At 72.6% G+C, this 16454-nt stretch carries 14 protein-coding genes; 10 read left to right on the forward strand and 4 right to left on the reverse strand.

Going from position 1 to position 16454, the window contains the following annotated elements; all coding sequences use genetic code 11:
* Nucleotides 1–253: 253 nt before the first annotated feature.
* From ACFYWG_RS02380 to ACFYWG_RS02410, 7 genes are all read left to right on the forward strand, one after another.
* Nucleotides 254–2242: a protein-arginine deiminase domain-containing protein gene (locus ACFYWG_RS02380; protein ID WP_389198778.1), complete on the forward strand. Its 1989-nt coding sequence runs from the start codon at nucleotides 254–256 to the stop codon at nucleotides 2240–2242.
* Nucleotides 2243–2531: 289 nt separating this feature from the next.
* Nucleotides 2532–2771: a hypothetical protein gene (locus ACFYWG_RS02385; protein ID WP_383499648.1), complete on the forward strand. Its 240-nt coding sequence runs from the start codon at nucleotides 2532–2534 to the stop codon at nucleotides 2769–2771.
* Between the two features lie 195 nt (nucleotides 2772–2966).
* On the forward strand, nucleotides 2967–3413 hold the full coding sequence (locus ACFYWG_RS02390) for a DUF6325 family protein (protein ID WP_376327825.1): 447 nt from the start codon (nucleotides 2967–2969) through the stop codon (nucleotides 3411–3413).
* A 74-nt stretch (nucleotides 3414–3487) separates the two neighbouring features.
* Nucleotides 3488–3793: an SHOCT domain-containing protein gene (locus ACFYWG_RS02395; protein ID WP_376327827.1), complete on the forward strand. Its 306-nt coding sequence runs from the start codon at nucleotides 3488–3490 to the stop codon at nucleotides 3791–3793.
* Between the two features lie 289 nt (nucleotides 3794–4082).
* Nucleotides 4083–5318, forward strand: a complete 1236-nt coding sequence (locus ACFYWG_RS02400; RefSeq protein WP_389199438.1) for a chloride channel protein — start codon at nucleotides 4083–4085, stop codon at nucleotides 5316–5318.
* Between the two features lie 173 nt (nucleotides 5319–5491).
* Nucleotides 5492–6331, forward strand: coding sequence for an SDR family oxidoreductase (locus tag ACFYWG_RS02405; RefSeq protein WP_389198781.1), 840 nt, complete (start codon nucleotides 5492–5494; stop codon nucleotides 6329–6331).
* A 15-nt stretch (nucleotides 6332–6346) separates the two neighbouring features.
* Nucleotides 6347–8113 carry a cation:proton antiporter gene (locus ACFYWG_RS02410; RefSeq protein ID WP_389198783.1) on the forward strand — a complete coding sequence of 589 codons (1767 nt, stop codon included), beginning with the start codon at nucleotides 6347–6349 and terminating at the stop codon, nucleotides 8111–8113.
* 12 nt (nucleotides 8114–8125) lie between these two features.
* Here the strand turns inward: ACFYWG_RS02410 and ACFYWG_RS02415 are convergent, their stop codons facing one another.
* A complete protein-coding gene (locus ACFYWG_RS02415; RefSeq protein WP_383499638.1) occupies nucleotides 8126–9964 on the reverse strand; it encodes a glycoside hydrolase family 15 protein in 1839 nt (612 codons plus the stop codon).
* A gap of 434 nt (nucleotides 9965–10398) precedes the next feature.
* Here ACFYWG_RS02415 and ACFYWG_RS02420 point away from each other — a divergent pair, with 434 nt between their 5' ends.
* Entirely contained in the window at nucleotides 10399–11250 is an 852-nt protein-coding gene (locus tag ACFYWG_RS02420) for a YhjD/YihY/BrkB family envelope integrity protein (RefSeq protein ID WP_389198785.1), read from the forward strand.
* Nucleotides 11251–11530: 280 nt separating this feature from the next.
* Here ACFYWG_RS02420 and ACFYWG_RS02425 read toward each other — a convergent pair whose 3' ends face one another.
* Both ACFYWG_RS02425 and ACFYWG_RS02430 read right to left on the reverse strand, forming a co-directional pair.
* Complete coding sequence (locus ACFYWG_RS02425) at nucleotides 11531–11911, reverse strand: amphi-Trp domain-containing protein (protein WP_389198787.1); 381 nt, start codon at nucleotides 11909–11911, stop codon at nucleotides 11531–11533.
* 147 nt (nucleotides 11912–12058) lie between these two features.
* On the reverse strand, nucleotides 12059–13033 hold the full coding sequence (locus ACFYWG_RS02430) for a helix-turn-helix transcriptional regulator (RefSeq protein WP_385413862.1): 975 nt from the start codon (nucleotides 13031–13033) through the stop codon (nucleotides 12059–12061).
* A gap of 193 nt (nucleotides 13034–13226) precedes the next feature.
* Between ACFYWG_RS02430 and ACFYWG_RS02435 the strand changes: the two genes are divergently transcribed.
* Nucleotides 13227–13628, forward strand: coding sequence for a RidA family protein (locus ACFYWG_RS02435; protein WP_383499788.1), 402 nt, complete (start codon nucleotides 13227–13229; stop codon nucleotides 13626–13628).
* Between the two features lie 57 nt (nucleotides 13629–13685).
* Here the strand turns inward: ACFYWG_RS02435 and ACFYWG_RS02440 are convergent, their stop codons facing one another.
* Complete coding sequence (locus ACFYWG_RS02440) at nucleotides 13686–15125, reverse strand: Gfo/Idh/MocA family protein (RefSeq protein WP_389198790.1); 1440 nt, start codon at nucleotides 15123–15125, stop codon at nucleotides 13686–13688.
* 247 nt (nucleotides 15126–15372) lie between these two features.
* On the opposite strand from ACFYWG_RS02440, the gene ACFYWG_RS02445 reads away from it, so the two are divergent.
* The gene (locus tag ACFYWG_RS02445) at nucleotides 15373–16413 is read left to right on the forward strand and encodes a vWA domain-containing protein (RefSeq protein ID WP_385413867.1); all 1041 of its coding nucleotides are present in this window, start codon (nucleotides 15373–15375) and stop codon (nucleotides 16411–16413) included.
* Nucleotides 16414–16454 lie beyond the last annotated feature (41 nt).

The following is a 16454-nucleotide window of genomic DNA, read 5'->3' on the forward strand; positions in this document are numbered from 1 at the left end:
TGAAGGCATCGCCCGATCCTGGTTCCGCGTCCCGGGATCTCGCCGGTGTGCTCCGCGAGAATCGCTGACGTCCCTGGCGCGATCCGCCGGACTCAGGGTCGACACCAGCTGACAGACCAGGGCACGGGCCCGGCGGCCGCGGTGACCGACCGGGCCGGGCGGCTCGTCCCGGTGAAATCGCACCGCGCAGTGAACGCACGGCCACCGTCTCTCCTCTTGCAGGGCGCAACCTGCCAACCGAGAGGAATGAGCTGTGCGTTCACGTACGCGTATACGCCCGCGCCTGTATCCGGCCGGGTCCGTCGTGCTGGCCCTCGCCGCCGCGGGATCCGTGCTGGCCGGCCCGGCCGGCGGCTCCGCGTTCGCGGCCGACGCGGGCGGACGGGCCGACCTCCGGGCGGACGTCGACCGCGACGGCAAGGTCGATGTCACCGGCGGCAGCGACACCCGGGGCGAGAACGGCTGGACCGTCGAGCGGGGAGCCGTGTTCCTGCCCAACATCGACGACGACTCCAAGCGGTGCCGGGTCAGCGGGCCGGGTGGCGACCCGCTGACCGACGCCCAGTTGGCCGCGTGCAACGACGGCACCGACACCAAGGTCAACGGCAGCGAGGACGCCGCCGACCTCGCCCGGGTCAGGTCCGTGCCGATGCCCGGCCTCGCCTCCGGCGCCAAGGGCACCCTGAAGATCAGCACGGGCGCCCGGCACACCCACCTCTTCCTCAAGCGCTCCGGCAGATGGGTGCCGGTCACCCCCGCCACCACGTTGACGGCCGCCGAGTTGCGCTCCGGTGCGGAGTTCGGCGTCGAGGCCACCGACGTCGTCCGGGACAAGGCGAAGTGGGACGGCCGCGCGGTGATCCGGCTGACGGTGACGTCGGGGCGGAGATCGACCTCCGACGCCGTCACACTGCGCGTCGCACCCCTGCTGACGCAGCATCACCTCCAGGAAACGCAGCAGGTGATGGTCTCCAAGGTGCAGGGCGACGGGCCGGACAGCCGGCTTCAGCGCCAGTTCGTCGCCGAATTCGCGAAGGAGGTCGAGAAGGCCGGTGTCACCACTCCGCTGATCACCTTCGAGAAGTACGCAGACCGCTGGGCACAGGACTTCGTCGAACCGGCGTACGTCAGCATGACCGGGCCGGACGGCCGGCGGCACGCGATGCGCGTCATGCTGCGCTCGGCACAGCCCGACCGGGACGCCGGCCGGGAGCTGTTCGAGAGGCTCCGCGGCCAGGACATCGGCGTGGTGCAGGTGACCGACCGGGCGGAGCCCGTCGACTGGTCGCTCGACTCCATGGGCAACCTGGAGACGATCCCGCCCTACGCGCACGGTGGGCGCGCCTTCCCCGCCGGGCGGATCATCATGGGCGAGCGCAAGGACATCGGGGCCCGCCCGTCGAAGGTGATGCGGACGATGCTCGCGTCGCAGGGCATGCAGGACCCCCTGCTGCTCGACACCTCGTGGCTGGGGGTCGGCCATGTCGACGAGTTCGTGCAGTTCCTGCCCGCCGACACCCCGCGCGGCTGGCGCATCGGGGTGGCCGACCCGAAGGCGGGACTGCGGCTGCTGCGCGATGCCGAACGGGACGGCCACGGCCGGACGAAGATGTTCTCCGTCCCGGGCCGCAGCGGCAGCCCGGCGCCGAAGGAGACCATCAGCCAGGCGCTCGCCTCCCGTCACCTGGTGGCCGACAACGAGATGGCGGCCCGGCGCATCGCGGCGAACCTGGACATCCTCAAGCGCGAGACGGGGGTCACGGACGCGGAGATCGTGCGCGTTCCCGCGCTGTACACGCGTGACTCGGAGGCCGAGACCGCCGGCGGCCGGGAGATCCCCGTACCCCGGCTGACCCGTATGGGGGCCGGATCCGACCTGGTGAACGGCCTCGGGAAGCACGGCCAGCAGAAGTGGCTGACCGAGAACCCGTCGGCCGTGCGCGGGGCCGCCGCGGCGACGGTCACGACCAGCGCGTACGTCCCCGGCGCGGTCAACGGCGTGCTGCTGGCCCGCGACCGCTACCTCGCGCCGCGCCAGTGGGGCCCCGTCATCGGCGGCAAGGACGTGTTCACGGAGGCCGTCACGGCCGTCTACCGGCGAGCCGGCCTGAAGGTGTCCTACATCGACGACTGGTACACGTACCACCTCGGGATGGGCGAGGTGCACTGCGGCACCAACACCCTGCGCGACACGTCCGCCGCATGGTGGATGCGCCCGGCCGGGTCCGCGAACGGGGCGTAGCCGGCGGGGCGTAGCCGACGGGGCGTTCCCGCCCGGCGACAGCCCGGGTCCCGCGCGGCCCGGCAGCGGTCGCCGGGGGCCGGGCAGGCACGACAGGCACGGCAGACCCGGCAGACCCGGCAGACACGGCAGACACGGCAGGCACGGCGCACCCGGCGCAGCGGCGCACCCGGTTGGTGGCATTGCGTTCCGTTTGTCGGAACGTTGCTCGTTCTCCACTCGGTGACGGCCATCCTTCGGGTCTCGCCGGGCACCCGGATGACACGCCGCGTCCGGGAGGAAAAGGCCCATGCTGATCGTCGCCGTTCTGTTGCTGCCCGGGCTCGCCCTGCTCCTGACGGGCATGAGCGCGCTCGAGGACCGGCTCCTGCGCCAGGCGGAACCCGGCGCCGCCCGGCATGCCCGGCCCCGCCGGCTGCGTCTCGTCCACGGCGGCAGGGCGACCGCGGCCCGCGCGGAGGGCGGAGCCGGCGCGACCCGCGCGTCCGTGCCGGCCCGTCACGCCGCATCACGCGGCAGGGCGGCCTGACGAGCGCTCGGGCGGTCGGGCAGCTCGGCACCCGCCGGGCGGGGCCCGCTCCGCCCGGGCGGGGGGAGCCGGTCCGCGCCCTCGGACGTGCACGGGCCCGGGCCGAGTGCTGCAATGGCTTGAGGAGCGTTTCCCCGCCGGGGATCCGGGGTCCGGGGAGCCGGCCGAGGCCGTACCCACCTCGAAGGAGTGGCCATGCAGCAGGACATCGAGGACATGGGGCCCGTGGACTACCTGGTGGTCGAGTTCCCCGGCAGCCGGATGACCGGTGAGGGACTGCCCCTGCTTGTCGACCTGGTGGAACGCGGCATCATCCGCATCCTCGACCTCGTCTTCGTGCGCAAGGACGCCGACGGGTCGGTCGGCGCGGTCGAGCTGCGGGAGATGGGCGACGAGACCGAGCTGACCGTGTTCGAGGGGGCCTCCTCGGGACTGCTGGACCAGGGCGACCTGGACGAGGCGGGCGCCGCGCTGGAGCCGGGGAACTCGGCCGCCGTCGTGGTGTACGAGAACCTGTGGGCGGCGCCGCTGGCCCGTGCGCTGCGCCGCGGCGGGGCGCAGGTGGTGGCCAGTGGACGCATCCCGGTGGACGCCCTGCTGGCCACGCTCGACGCCGTCGAGGCGACGGCACCGGGCGGCTGAGCCGCGGCCGTCCCTTCACCCTTGCGCGTGCGCCCCGGCGCCGCGACCCGCACCGCGATCGGGAGACGAGTGACATGCCAGGACTTCTGCGAGGTATCGCCCGCACCGCCGTGATCTCGGGTACGGCGACGGCGGTGTCCAACCGGGTCTCGCGGCGGCAGGCCGGCAGATGGGCCGAGCAGGACCGGGCCCGCGCGGTCGGCTACCAGGAGCCCGCCTACCGGCCCGCCCCGCCGGAACCCGCCGAGCCCGCCCAGCCGCAGACGGACGACGACATGACGGCGAGGATCGGCCAGCTGAAGCAACTGGCCGATCTCAAGGCCCAGGGCATCCTGACCGAGGAGGAGTTCGCGGACCAGAAGCGCCGGCTCCTCGGCTGATCCGGAGGGCGACGGCGTGGTCCACGAGCCGGAACACCCGACCGGTCCGGGCGGCGCGAGCCGGCCGGATCACCCCTCTCCGCAGGGCGCCGCGCGATCCGGGCACCCGGCGGCTCCCGACGGCGGCGATCCGCCGGAGCACCCGACCGGCGCGGGCGGTGGTGCGCAGCCCGAGGAGGCCGAGCGGCTGCGGGAGTTGCTGCGCACCCCGGCCTACCGCAGGGGGCTCGTCTTCTCGTCCTTCATCGGCGTCCCTGTCGCGCTGGCCGCCTTCTGGTTCCTGGCGGGGATGCACGAACTCGAGCACCAGCTGTGGGACGAACTGCCCCATGAGCTGGGCTGGGACACCCCTCCGTGGTGGTGGCCGCTGCCGCTGCTCACCTTCGCGGGCCTCGTGGTCGGCCTCGTGGTCCGGCACTTGAAGGGCGCCGGAGGTCATCTTCCGGCCGGCGGTCTGCACGCCGGCGGCATGAGTCCCGCGGCCCTGCCGGGCGTGCTGCTCGCGGCGCTGGCCAGCCTGCCCTTCGGGGCGGTCCTCGGCCCCGAGGCTCCGCTCATCGCGCTCGGCGGCGGGCTGGCCCTGCTCTTCGCCCGTCTGGCCCGTGCCCCGGCGTCACCGGAGAGCTCGGCGCTCCTGGGGGCGGCCGGTGCCGCGGCCGCCCTGCCGGCGATCTTCGGGGACCCCGTGATCGGCGCGGTCATCCTCATCGAGGTGGCCGGGGTGGGCGGACCACGGCTGTTCGCCGTCATGCTCCCGGCACTGCTGGCCAGCGGGATCGGCTCGCTGGTCTTCACCGGGTTCGGCCGGTGGACCGGCCTGTCCACGGGCAGCCTGTCCCTGGATCTCGGGGTGCCCTCGCCGCGCCTGGACGCCGGGGACGTGGTGTGGTCCGTCCTCATGGCCGTCGCGATCGCCGTCGTGCTGCACTTCGTGCTGGACGGCGGCCGGATGACGGCCGCGTTCATCGCGCGCGGTCCCGTCGCCCGTACGACGGTGTGCGCCCTGGCGGCCGGGGTGTGCGCCGCGGTGTACACGCTGGCGGTCGACCGCTCCCCCGCCGACGTGGCCTCCTCGGGCGAGGCGACGCTGGCCCGCATCGCCCAGGATCCCCACGCGTGGGGTGTGGGGGCCCTGGTCGCGGTGCTGGTGTGCAAGGCGGTGGCCTACACGCTCTGCCTGGGGAGCCTGCGGGGCGGTCCCGTCTTCCCCGCGCTGTTCCTCGGGGCCGCCCTGGGTGTGCTGCTGGCGCCCCTGCCCGGGCTGGGGATCGTGCCCGGCATGGCGGCGGGCATGGCCGCGGCGTCCGCGGCGACCCTGCGTCTGCCGGTGAGCAGTGTGGTGCTGGTCGTCCTGATCATGGGCGGCGCCGGAATGACGCCGGTGGTGATTCTCGCGGCCGTGACCGCCTTCGTCACCGTCCAGCTGCTGCCGGTGGGCCACCCCGTGCCGGTCCTCGGCAGGTCCGCCGAGCCGTCGCCGGACGCCCCGGCGGGGACGCCGCAGGACCGTCCCGTGAGCACGTGAACCCGACAGCCGTGCGGGCACCCCGGCGGGCCACCTGCCTGCGGGCGAACCTGCTCCCTCGGTCGGCCCAACCCCGCCCCGTACGGCGCGCCGCCGCCGGGCCGCGGTGATTGTGTGACCCTGCCCCGACCCCGCGGCCCGGGCCCCGGCCGGCAGTGGAGGAGACACTCATCGTGCGATCGACCGAGGACACGCCACCCGACGTGGTCCCCGCCCAGTTGCTGAAGGGCCAGAAGGCCCTGGTCACCGGTGCCAACTCGGGCATCGGCAAGGCGACGGCCATCGCCCTGGGCCGGGCGGGGGCCGACGTGGTCGTGAACTATGTGACCGGCCCGGAGGAAGCCGACGAGGTGGTCGCGCGGATCGAGTCGTTCGGGGTGCGGGCTGCGGCCCACCGGGCGGACGTCTCCGCGGAGGACCAGGTCGTCGGCATGATGGGGTGGATGGTCGAGGAGTTCGGCACCATCGACGTCCTCGTCGCCAACGCGGGGATGCAGCGTGACGCCCCGCTGACGGAGATGACGCTCGCCCAGTGGCAGAAGGTCCTGGACGTGAACCTCACCGGTCAGTTCCTGTGTGCCCGGGAGGCGAGCAAGGAGTTCGTGCGGCGCGGTGTCGTCCCGGAGGTGTCGCGCTCCGCGGGCAAGATCATCTGTATGAGCTCCGTGCACCAGGTCATCCCCTGGTCCGGGCACGTCAACTACGCGGCCTCCAAGGGAGGCGTGCAGATGATGATGGCGACCCTCGCCCAGGAGCTCGCGCCGAAGAAGATCCGCGTCAACGCCATCGCGCCGGGCGCCGTCCGGACACCCATCAACCGCGACGCCTGGGACACCCCCGAGGCCGAGGAGGACCTGCTGCGGCTGATCCCCTACGACCGCGTCGGCGACCCGGACGACATCGCCCACGCGGCCGTCAGCCTGGCCTCGGACCTGATGGACTACGTCGTCGGCACCACGCTGTACGTGGACGGCGGGATGACCCTCTTCCCCGGCTTCGCCACCGGCGGCTGACCCGGTGGGTGCACGGTGAGCGAGGACGAGATCCTGCTGGGCATCGCGCTCACCGTGGTGCTGGCCGTCGGCTCCCAGATCCTGGCCTCCCGGCTGCGCGTCCCGGCCCTGATCGTGCTCCTGCCGGCCGGGTTCGTCGCCGGGACCCTCACCGACGTGGTGCACCCGGACAAGCTGGTCGGCCAGGACTTCCCGGCCCTGGTGTCGCTGTCCGTCGCGCTCATCCTCTACGACGCCGGACTGGGCCTGGACCTGCGGCTGCTGAAAGGCGCCACCCGCAAGGCCGTCGTCCGTCTCCTCGTGTTCCAGGTCCTGCTGACCTGGGGAGCGGTCATGGCCGTGGGGCCGGCCCTGTTCGGCGTCCCCGCCGCGGTGGCCAGCATGATCGGGGTGATCCTCGTGGTGTCCGGGCCGACCGTCGTCGGCCCGCTCCTGGAACACGTGCGGCCGTCGGAGAAGGTGCGGCGCGTCCTGATGTGGGAGGGGTCCCTGATCGACGCGGTCGGGGGCATCCTCGGGGCCGTCGTGTTCCACTCCCTCGTCTCCGGTGGCCTGCAACCGGGGCACTTCCGGTTCGGTGCCTTCTTCGGCGGCATCGCGGTCGGACTCGCGGGCGGTGCCGTGGGGGCCGCGCTGCTGTGGCTGGCGCTGCGGCTGCTCCGGCTCGGCGAGACGCTCGGCACGCTCACCCAGCTGGCGGTCGTGGTGCTGGTGGCGGCCGGCTGCGACGCCGTGTACGACGACACCGGGCTCATCGCGGCGATCGTCACGGGTCTGGTCGCGGCGAACGTGCCCGGCTTCGAGATGCCCGCGCGGCGGCCGTTCTTCGAGACGCTGGTGCAGCTCATCATCGGCCTGCTGTTCGTGTCGATCTCGGCGACCGTCACGCCCGAGAGCCTGCGTCCGGTCCTGCTGCCCTCGCTGGTGCTGGTCGCGGTCCTGATCGTGGTCGTCCGGCCCCTCGTCGCCCTGCTGTCCACCCTCGGGACGGACCTCGCGCGCGGCGAACGCGCCTTCCTGGGCTGGATGGCCCCGCGCGGGATCGTCGCCGCCTCCACCGCCACCACCTTCGCCGGGGCGCTCACCGCCGCCGGCCTCCAGGACGCCGGCACCATCCTGCCGATCACCTTCCTGGTCATCGTCGGGACGGTCGTGGTCTACGGACTCACCGCACGGCCGGTGGCCCGCCGGCTGGACGTCGTGGCGACGCCCAGGGCCCGCCCGCTGCTGCTCGGCGGTGACCCCTGGGTCGTCGACCTCGCCCACGCCCTGCGCACGGCCGGTGTCGACGTGCTGATGTGGGCGGCCTCGGAGCAGCAGCGGGCCCGGATCGAGGCCGCGGGTGTCGAACCGGCCGCCGAGGAACTGCTGGCCGCGGCCACCGACCCGGAAGCCCGGCTGGAGGGCGTCACCTCGGTCTTCCTGCTGACGGACGACGACGACTTCAACGCGCTCCTCTCGGTCGTGCTGCGGGACAGCGTCGACGGCCCGGTCTACCGGATCGGCCCACCGCCCGGCGCCCCCGGCGTGGTCGCCCCCTATGCCCCCGGGGAGACCCTGTTCAGCCGCGAGCTGGTCCGGCACACCGTGGCCTCGCGGCACGGCAGCGGCGCCCGCTTCCGTGTGCAGCCGGCATCGGCCCCGCTCCCGCCGGGCCACGAGACGCTGTTCGCCGTACGGCGGGACGGCCGCCTGGACCCGGCCACCGAGGGCGGCACCCTCACCGCCGGACCGGGCGACACGCTCGTGCTCCTGGAACCCGCCCCGGCACCGGCCGGCTGAACCCGCTGCCTGCTAGGCCCGGTTGAGGGCGGCATCCAGGGTGATGGCCGCGTCGATCAGCGCCAGGTGGGTGAACGCCTGGGGGAAGTTGCCGAGTTGGCGGCCCTGCGGGTCGATCTCCTCGGCGTACAGGCCGAGGTGGTTGGCGTACCCCATCATCTTCTCGAACACCAGGCGCGCCTTGTCCGGGCGGCCCGCGCGGGCCAGCGCGTCCACGTACATGAAGGTGCACAGCGAGAAGGTGCCTTCCGAGCCGCGCAGGCCGTCGGGGGACGCCTCGGGGTTGTAGCGGTAGACCAGGCTGTCGCTGACCAGTTCCTCCTCCATGGCCCTCAGGGTGGAGGTCCACAGCGGGTCGTCGGGCGTGATGAACCCGACGGTCGCCATGCGCAGCAGCGAGGAGTCGAGGACGTCGCTGCCGAAGTGCTGCACGAACGCCTGCCGTTGCTCGTTCCAGCCCTTCGCCATGACCTGCTCGTAGCAGGCGTCCCGGGCCGCGCGCCACCGTTGGACGTCGGCCGGTCTGCCGTTGGACTCGGCGAGCCGCAGCGCGCGGTCGAAGGCCACCCAGGACATCACGCGCCCGTACGTGAAGTTCTCGCGGCCGCCGCGGGTCTCCCAGATGCCCTCCTCCGCCTGGTCCCAGTGGTCGACCAGCCAGTCCAGGTCCGTCAGCAGGGCGTTCCAGCCGTGGTGGCCCACCTGCAGGCCGTGCCGGTGCGCGAAGGAGATGCTGTCGAGGGCCTCGCCGTAGATGTCCAGTTGCAGCTGGGTGGCGGCGCCGTTGCCGATCCGCACCGGCGCCGAGCCGGCGTAGCCCTCCCAGTGGTCCAGCGTCACCTCGGGCAGGTCCCACGCGCCGTCCACCGCGTACATGATGTTCAGCGGCCCGTTGTCGCTGTCCCGTCCGGCGCGCTCCTTGACCCGGTCGCCGAGCCACTGGATGAATGCTCCGGCCTCCTCGGTGAAACCCAGTCCGAGCAGGGCGTACACCGAGAAGGACGCGTCGCGGATCCAGGTGAACCGGTAGTCCCAGTTGCGCTCGCCGCCCAGTTGCTCGGGGAGCGCGGCCGTCGGGGCGGCCACCACGGCGCCGGAGGGCGCGTACGTCATCAGTTTCAGTGTGATCGCCGAGCGCTCCACGGTCTCGCGCCAGCGCCCCGTGTAGCGCGACTGCCGCAGCCAGCCGCGCCAGAACGCGACCGTGTCGTCGAAGAGCCGCCCGTACTCGGCCAGCCGCATCTCCCTGGGCGGGCCGTCGGCACCCCACTCCAGGACCATCCCGCGCTCCAGGCCCGCTTCCAGGGTGAGGGTGAAGTGGAGGGCCTCCCGGCGGTCGGTGAGGACGTCGAGGAGTTCATCGTCGTCCGGTTCGCGGACGGGGTGCACGGTCAGGCGCGACCCGCGCTCCCCCGCGAACACCGCCCCGTGCCCACCGATGTGCAGCCGGTGGGGTTCGCGGCCGTAGTCGAAGCGGGGATCCACCTGGATCTCGAAGGTCATCCGGCCGCGCACGCAGCGGATCATCCGCACCAGCCGGTGGCGTTCCGTGACGGAGGTGCCGGTGACGGGCATGAAGTCGATCACTTCGCCGGCTCCGGCCTCGGTCATGAACCGGGTGACCAGGATCGCCGTGTCGGGCAGGTAGAGCTGTTTGGTGGCGTAGGAGCGGTGCCGGGGCCGGATGGTGCAGTGCCCGCCCTTGGTCCGGTCCAGGAGGGCGCCGAAGACGCTCGGCGAGTCGAACCTCGGGACGCAGAACCAGTCGACGCTGCCGTCGGTGGTGACCAGCGCGGCGCTCTGCAGATCACCGACGAGTCCGTGGTTCTCGATCAGCGGGTAGTCGTCCATCGGACCGCCCTTCCGGTGCGCGATTCACCCGAACGCCCCCGGCAACAGACTAAGCCGGGGGCCCCGGACCGGCGCGCGGGCCGGCCCGTGCGACGGGCGGGTCCACGGCCTCCCCTGTTGCCTCCCGGTCCCGCTGCCGCCGTCCGCGGGCGGTGCGGCGGGGTGCCGTGGACGGCCCCGTCGCGCACTCTGGGTGAGGAAGGGAGCAGCGCGATGCGGATGTCGCCGGGTGTGCGATCGGCCGGGGGGACCCGGCCGTCGTGTGCGGTCTGGCGGCGCGCGTCGGACGGCCGGTCCGCCGGTCGGTGGGGTGCCGTCGGCCCGCGGGTGCGGATCCGGGTGAGCCGCGCACGCCGTGCGGCGGAGTGAACCGCGGAGCCGGCGCGTCACGCCGGACGCCGCGGGTGGTCCGCCCGTCGTGGTGGGGGGCCCTGGTGCGCGGAAGCGTCGCGCGGCTGCGCTCGGCCGCCTCACGGTTCAGGGCACGCTTCCCCCTGATCACGGCACTGGTGGAGCGCATGCTGGCGGTGAACATCTTCGACTCGGCGACCCGGATCGCGGCCCAGTCGTTCCTCACCGCCATTCCCCTGCTGTTCGTGCTCGGTGCCTACGCCCCCACGGCTCTGAAGGAGCAGGTCGCGACCTCGGTGAGCACCGTGTTCGGGCTGAGCGCCCAGGAGAAGGCCCAGTTGCAGCAGGTCTTCCAGCCGCCGACGGCCGAGCTGCGGCAGGCGACCGGCCTGGTCGGCGGTCTGATGGTGCTGCTGTCGGCGACCGCGGTGAGCCGGGCCGTGCAGCGCCTGTGCAGACGGGCGTGGCAGCTGCCGCGTTCGGGTCCGTCGGTCGCCGCGTGGCGCTGGCTGGCGTGGATCGCCCTGTGGCTGGGCGCCCTGGTCGTGCAGGGCCTGCTGCGCAGCCAGCTGGGGCCGGTGCTCGGGTTCGCGATCGGCCTGCTGCCGCAGACGGCGATGTGGTGGTGGACCCAGCATCTGCTGCTGGGCGGCCAGATCCGCTGGGGGCCGCTCCTGCCGGGGGCCGTGATCACCGCGCTCGCGGTCAGCGGTCTGTCGCTCGCCGCCCAGTTCTACATGCCGCGGGCCCTCAAACGGGCCCTGGACGCCTACGGGGCAGCCGGTTCGGTCTTCGTGCTGCTGTCGTGGCTGATCGTGCTGTGCACGGCCATCGCGGTCGGGCTGAGCGTGGGCGCGGTGCTGTCGCAGTCGACGTCGCTGCGCCGCAGGCGGGCACGGTGGAGTCGCCGCCGGAGGGCACCTGAAGGCACCTGAGGGCACCTGAAGGCACCTGAGGGCACCTGAGGGGCGCCTGCGCGGACCGCCTGCACCGAGGGTGTCCGTGCCCCGGCGGCAGGCATCCGGTCGGTGTCCGCGCCGCCGGCCCGCACGAGGCAGCTCCCTCAGCTTCTGTGCCGAACTGAGGGAGCCTCGCGCTGATGGGCTCCCGGGAACCGACCTCCGCGTACCACCGAGGCTACTCTTCGGCGCGGATCGCCGCGGCGGTCGGTGAGGCGGACGCGGGCAGGCACGGGACTGCTCCCGCCCGGCGGTCTCAGGACGTCTTGGTGGCGGGTCGTTTCGCCGTCCTGCTCCTGCCCGCGCCACGCCCGGAGGTCGCCGCGGCGTCCTTGGGCCGCCTCTCGGACGTCGTCCTGGCCGTGTCGGACGCCGCCGTGTCCTTCCCCGATCCGGACGGAGGCTCTTCCGTCCCGGTGGACCACTTGAACTCGATCTCCAGCTCGGCCTCCCCGCCGCCGATCTCGACCTCGATCTCGCTGCGCAGACCGTCGGGGATGCGCAGGGTCAGTGTGCCCGCGCCGAGTTTGAGCTCGGCGTCCTCACCTTCCCTCAACGCGTCCGCCAGCGCCGAGAGCTGATCCGCGGCCTCGCGGCGGGACAGCGTGCGCTTCTGCTCGAACTTGAGGTCCTTCATGGTCGCCCTCCGATCCGGCGCACAGGATGCGACGAGGTCCATTCTCGCGCGGTGGGCCGGATCGAACCTCTCCGTGCGCCCGCGCCCGTGGACGTCGCCGTCCGGCCCGGCGGCCGTGCACCACAGGTCGCAGGGCTGTGCTCGGTCTCAGGACGGCGCTCCGTAACGGGCGGCCAGGGCTGCGGCGCGGTCGTGCAGGGCGTCCCGCAGCCACTGCGGGGCCAGGGCCTCGGCGTCCGCGGCGAGGTGCCACAGGGCCCATTCGGCGTGCCTCGGGTCCTGGAAGGTGACCTCCAGCCGCGACCGGCCGTCGGCCTCGGTCTCCTCGGCCGCGACGGCCAGCGCGGTGTCCACCAGCTCCTTCCGTCGCGCCGGGTCGACCCGCACCAGCACGGTGACCTGGTCGCCGCCGGTCCGGAACCGTCGGCTGCGTTCCTGCCACAGCCGGTCAAGGTCGACGCCGTCGGGCCTGCGGGCCGGTTCGCGCTGCTCCTCGGCGGCGAGGATGCGGGACAGCCGGTAGGTGCGGTCGGCTCCGGACCTGGCGGCCAGGAGGTAGCCGTGGCCCCGTACGGTGACCAGGCCGATCGGGTCGACCGTGCGCCAGGCGGGGCTCCGGTCCGCGGCCGCGTAGTGGATGCGCAGGCGGTGACCGGCGAACACCGCCCGCCGCACCTCGCCCAGCACCGTCTCGGGCACCTCCTCGGCGTCCTGGCGGCGTGACAGGAGGTCGATGTCCGGCTCGACGAGCAGGCGCCGGGCCGCTCCCGCGGCGGCGGCCCGCGATGTCTCGGGAAGCGCGTCGACCACCTTGCGCACGGCCGAGGCGAGCGCCGAGCCGAGACCGAACGTCTGCGCGCCGCGCCGGGACCCGGCGACCAGCAGGGCCAGTGCCTCGTCGTGGGTGAGCCCGGTGAGTTCGGTCCGGAACCCGGGGAGCAACGCGAAGCCGCCGTGCCGGCCGCGTTCGGCGTACACCGGCACGCCGGCCGCGGACAGCGCCTCGATGTCACGCAGCACCGTGCGGGTGGACACCTCCAGCTCCCGGGCCAGCGCGGTCGCGGAGAGCCGCCCGTGCTGCCGCAGCAGCAGCACGATCGATACCAGTCGGTCGGCGCGCATCCGCGAAGCCTAGGGCCTGTCGTTCGGATCACGCCGCAGACGCGGGACCGCTCATCGGCGTTCACAGGTGCTGCCGATGCCCTGCGCCATGATCCGAACGACAGACCCTAGTGCCGGATACGTGACACAGGGTGTCACGTATTCCTTGGGAGGCTGCTCGCGTCAACGCCCCCCTACGCAAGAGGTGGTTCCCATCGCGCACACATTGGTCAATCCGGAAGGGCTGCACGACCCCGTCCCGTTCGGGTACAGCCACACCGCCGCCGTCCCGGCGGGAACCGAACTGGTGCTGGTGGCAGGCCAGTTCGGGTCGGCGCCCGACGGCAGGGTGGTGTCCGACGACTTCGCCCGGCAGGTGAAGCAGGCGTTTTACAACCTCGGCGTGGCGCTCGCCGCCCACGGGCTGGGGTTGAGCCATGTCGTCCAGCTCAGGACGTACGTGGTCAACCATGACGTCGGGAAGCTCGGGCCGATCGCCGAGGCCGTCCGGGAGGGTTGGGGTTCACGGCCTCCGGCCCAGACCCTGGTCGGCGTGGCGGGCCTGGCCACGCCCGATGTGCTGTTCGAGGTCGAGGCCGTCGCCGCCCGGCACTGACGCGCAGTCGCCCGCACCGGCCCCGTCGGTGCGGGCGGTTCGAGGGGCGGGGCCGCGTCAGGGCACGGGGGGCATCTCGGAGGGCCGGGTGTCGAGGCCCGGGCGCCGGTTCACCCATGCTCCCCGGGTGAAGTCGGGAATGCGCACGGGGCGCCCGCCCGTCGCCAGGGACCGCGCGCTGAGCGGCACGGGTGAGCACCACACGGCCGCGTCGTAGACGTCGATGTCGGGGACGAGCCCGGCGCGCATGAGCTGGACGGTGCGCCACTGCAGCACGTAGTCCATCCCGCCGTGGCCGCCGTTGTTCCCGGCGTCGTCGCCGATCTTCGTCCAGAGCCAGTGGTCGAACTCCTTGCGGTAGGCGTCGAAGTCGCGCCAGGTGTGCCCGCTGTGGTCGGGTTCGACGTAGATCCGGCCGTCGGTCGCCGAGGTGCCCGCGTAGTCCTCGAAGATGCCCCGGGTGCCGGCGAGGGTGTTGATGCGGCTGTACGGTCGTGGCGAGCTGACGTCGTGCTCGGCCCGGACGGTCCGGCCCTGCGCGGTGTCGATCAGGCAGGTGACCAGGTCACCGTTGATGTAGGTCTCCTTCCAGGAGGGGTGCGACCGCGGCAGGAACCTCGCGCGGTAGTCGGCCAGGCCCCGGGGCTCGGTGGCGGTGGCGCGCAGGGTGGTCAGGCGGTCGCCGCGGTTGACGTCCATGGCGGCGGCGATCGGTGCGAGCCCGTGCATCGGGTAGAGCGAGGCGGTGCTGCGCGTGTGCCACCGGCGCCGCCAGGCGTCGGTGTAGTAGGTGTCGGAGAAGAGCAGTTCCCGCAGGTCGTGCAGGTAGCCGCCGTGCCCGTGGGTGAGGTCTCCGAACAGCCCGTCGTGGGCCATCTTGAGCATCGCCAGTTCGTTGCGGCCGTAGGAGCAGTTCTCCGCCAGCATCAGGTGCCGCCGGGTGCGCTCGGAGGTGTCGACGAGGTCCCACAGCTCCTCGAGCCCGGTGGCCACGGGCAGTTCGACCAGGGCGTGCTTGCCCGCCCGCAGCGCGTCCCGGCCCTGTCGGTGGTGGAACTCCCAGGGCGTGGCGATGTAGACGAGGTCGACGTCCTCGCGCCGGAGCATGCGGGTGTAGGCGTCGTCCGAGCCGCCGTACTCGGCGGGGCGCGGTCTGCCCCGGGAGACCAGGCGGTCGGCGACGCGCCGGGCACGGTCGGCCCGTACGTCGCACACGGCGGTCACCGCGCAGCCCGGGACGGCGGACCAGCCCTCCGTCATCCCCGAGCCCCGGTTGCCGAGTCCGATGACGCCGACGCGGACGGTCCGGTGCTCGTCGAACGGCACGTCGATCATGGACTTCTGGCCCGGCCCGCGGCGCGGGGAGAGGCCGGTCTGCTCGGGGGAAGGTCCCGGTACCGCAGCGGCCTGCGCCGAGCCCAGACCGGCGGCCGCCGCACCGCCGGCCAGCGCTCCTCCGAGGAGCAAACGCCTGGTGACTTCGGGGATTTCGGGCATGGGGGTGCACGCTCCTCGGGTCCGCGGATCGGCATCACTCGGTGGGACGACTGTGGAGGGAGCGCCGTCGCCGTGTCAATAGATGCTCATTAGGCCACTGTTGCGAGCAGGAATGAGCACGGAGACGGTCGCGGGCGGCCGGCTGCCGGAGGGGCGCCCGGCCCGTCGGGGACCCGGGAAGCAAGATCGATTGTCAGTGGTGGATGAGAGGGTGGAATCACCAAGCCCGGAACGAGGGGGAGTTGTGATGTCCGGAAGCCAGAATTACATCAACCACGTCGCGCTCGTGCTGGATGCCAGCTCATCCATGTCGCATCTGAGCCACAAGGTCGTGGACGTCGCGGACCAGCAGATCGCCTATCTCGCCCGCCGTTCGAGGGAGCTGGACCAGGAAACCCGCGTCACGGTGTACGTGTTCGCCGACAAGGTGGAGTGCGTCATCTACGACAAGGACGTGCTGCGCATGCCGTCCCTGAAGCAGCTGTACCGCACCGGTGGAATGACCGCGCTCCTCGCGGCCGCACTGAAGTCGCAACGGGAACTGGCACAGACGGCGCAGCTGTACGGGGACCACAGCTTTCTCACGTTCGTGCTGACGGACGGGCAGGAGAACGCCAGCCACCGCTGCCCGGACGCCCCGACCAGGAACGCGCGTGACCTGGTCCGGGCCGTGGCCGACATGATCGAGACGCAGCAGGACAACTGGACGCTGGCCGTTCTGGTGCCCGACCAGATGGGCAAGCGCGAAGCCATGCAGTGCGGTTTCCCCAAGGACAACATCGCCATTTGGGACGCCACCAGCACCCAAGGTCTGGAAGAGGCCGGTCAGGTCATCCGGCAGGCCACCGAGAATTTCATGGTGGGTCGCACGCGCGGAATCCGGGGCTCTCGGGCGGTGTTCTCCACCGGAGCCGATGCGGTCAATGAGAACACCATCAAGGCGGCCGGCCTGACGCCCGTCGATCCGTCGCAGTACCAATTGATTCCGGTGGCTCGGGACGCGGCCATCCGGGACTGGGTCGTCGAATGCGGGCACACCTATCGCACGGGCGGCGCCTTCTATCAGTTGAGCAAGTCGGAGAAAATCCAGGCGCGGAAGCAGATAGCGGTGCTGGAGAAGAAGACGGACCGTGTGTACACGGGTCCGGAGGCTCGGGCCCTGCTCGGCCTGCCGGACACGGAGGTCAGGGTGAAGCCCGACCACAACGACCACTTCACGATTTTCGTGCAGAGCACCAGCGTCAACCGGAAGCTGGTGCCCCACACTCGCCTGCTGCTCATGCTCTGACGAGACGCCAGAACCGCACCGCCGGAAGAGGGCGGGGCCGG

Source organism: Streptomyces sp. NPDC003456 (genome assembly GCF_042878735.1).
Classification (GTDB): domain Bacteria; phylum Actinomycetota; class Actinomycetes; order Streptomycetales; family Streptomycetaceae; genus Streptomyces.

What these genes read in the sequence shown, in the direction of transcription:
- ACFYWG_RS02415 (WP_383499638.1), bottom strand. Translation starts at nt 9,964, where the DNA reads ATGGACGACTACCCGCTGATCGAGAACCACGGACTCGTCGGTGATCTG.
- ACFYWG_RS02440 (WP_389198790.1), bottom strand. Translation starts at nt 15,125, where the DNA reads ATGCCCGAAATCCCCGAAGTCACCAGGCGTTTGCTCCTCGGAGGAGCG.
- ACFYWG_RS02430 (WP_385413862.1), bottom strand. Translation starts at nt 13,033, where the DNA reads ATGCGCGCCGACCGACTGGTATCGATCGTGCTGCTGCTGCGGCAGCAC.
- ACFYWG_RS02385 (WP_383499648.1), top strand. Translation starts at nt 2,532, where the DNA reads ATGCTGATCGTCGCCGTTCTGTTGCTGCCCGGGCTCGCCCTGCTCCTG.
- ACFYWG_RS02425 (WP_389198787.1), bottom strand. Translation starts at nt 11,911, where the DNA reads ATGAAGGACCTCAAGTTCGAGCAGAAGCGCACGCTGTCCCGCCGCGAG.
- ACFYWG_RS02445 (WP_385413867.1), top strand. Translation starts at nt 15,373, where the DNA reads ATGTCCGGAAGCCAGAATTACATCAACCACGTCGCGCTCGTGCTGGAT.
- ACFYWG_RS02390 (WP_376327825.1), top strand. Translation starts at nt 2,967, where the DNA reads ATGCAGCAGGACATCGAGGACATGGGGCCCGTGGACTACCTGGTGGTC.
- ACFYWG_RS02395 (WP_376327827.1), top strand. Translation starts at nt 3,488, where the DNA reads ATGCCAGGACTTCTGCGAGGTATCGCCCGCACCGCCGTGATCTCGGGT.
- ACFYWG_RS02400 (WP_389199438.1), top strand. Translation starts at nt 4,083, where the DNA reads ATGCACGAACTCGAGCACCAGCTGTGGGACGAACTGCCCCATGAGCTG.